Genomic DNA, 1496 nt, shown 5'->3' with positions numbered 1-1496 from the left:
GCGAGGTTGCGCAGCATGCGAGGCCAGTTGGGCGATAGGGCTGCGGCTTGGCACAGGCGCAAATAAAGCCGCCGCAAGAAGGGCACCCCCTTCTTGGCAATCATCCGAAGCAGCCAGCGGATGTTGTAGCCCGCCGCGCACAGCACCGCGTGCAGTCTGTCCCCTTGTTCGCCTTTGAGATGGCACCGATCCATGCGGTGGTCCGCCTTCAAATGCCCGATGATCGGCTCGATCGCCTGGCGCCTCTTGAGCAGCTTTCTCTCCTGGGTCGTGAGCGTCTTGTACTTGCCCCGGTGCTTGATGGCCACCCCTGGGTTGTCCGCATCCACGCCCCGGTAACCCAGGTCCACATACGCCGTGGCGGGCTTCACCCCCGTGTCTTGCATCAGGATGGCTGCCTGCTCCAGCTGGGTGCTCAGCGTGTGGCCGTCGTATGGGTTGCCGGTGAACGCCCTGGCCCCCACGATCAGGTTGTGCTTCAAGGTCGCGGCAATGCCCACCTTCACCCCGAACTCGTAGGGCGTCCTGCTCTTGCCCTTGGCAATGCACTCCACTTCGGGAGCGTGCCAAGCGTAGAGCTTGGATGATCCGCTGGTGTTCTTGCGGCTGCGCGATTGATCGGCAATGCGCTGCGCCTTGCCCAGCACACCGTCCAAGGCTTGGCGCACCGCTGTGCTCAACCCATTGGCCTTGCGCTCGATCTCACGCACCAGGCGGCCCACCACCGTGCTCTGGCGCTTGATCACGCGGCGCATGCGCTTGAACTGTCTGGCGTGCGCGTACCGCCCGGCCTTGAAGCGCAGCAGCTGGCCCTCTTTGGCGAAGGTCTGCTTGAGCTCGATGCCAACTCCTTGCGCGGCTTCCACCAGCTTGGCACGCGCCGTCTCCAGAAGCTTGGAGTCCGTGGGGTGCGCCACCGCCTTCTCCTGCACGGTGGAGTCCACCACCACGGTGGCCAGCGCGGACGCTGGAATCAGCTTGAGCGAGACGGCCAGGTTCACGGTCTGCGCCAGCAACTCCTCCACGCCTTCTTCGCCCAGCAGGCGGCGGAACTTGACCAGGGTGGTGGCGTCGCAGGGCAGGCGGGGTTCAAAGTAGGCCTGACCCGAGAAGAACTGGAAGTTGGGCGAATCGCTCCAACGCTCGACCACGGCCTCGTCGCTGAGGTTGAACGCGTGTTTGAGGTACAGCAGCGCGATCATGGTGCGCAGGGGCACGCGCGGGCGCCCGGCGTTGGACTTGCGGCCCACGGGCGCTGGCGCTTCACCGAACAGGTCCAGATCGGGCAAGGACTCACCGGTGTGTGCGCGGCGGGAGAACAGATGCGCCACAGAGGCTTCGATCTGCTGCCACGGCATGCGCGAGGCCAACACCGCCAGCGAATGGCGCAGGTCGATCATGTGGTCCAGGCGGGCGCGAAAGAAGTCGTCGGTGGCAGCATCAGCAAACATCAAAATCTCCCAGAAACTGATCGCTATTGAAATTCAAACTGGGAG

Annotated in this window: 1 protein-coding gene; it reads right to left on the bottom strand. The window is 64.2% G+C overall.

Features of this window, described 5'->3' with window-relative positions; genetic code table 11:
• On the bottom strand, positions 1-1451 hold a 1451-nt coding region (locus ACYVHH_RS18350; RefSeq protein WP_460566904.1), incomplete at its 3' end, for an IS5 family transposase.
• Positions 1452-1496: the final 45 nt, after the last annotated feature.

This window comes from Hydrogenophaga aquatica (genome assembly GCF_054780915.1).
Note: the sequence above shows the minus strand (reverse complement) of the source record. Positions and strands in the feature narration are given on the sequence as shown.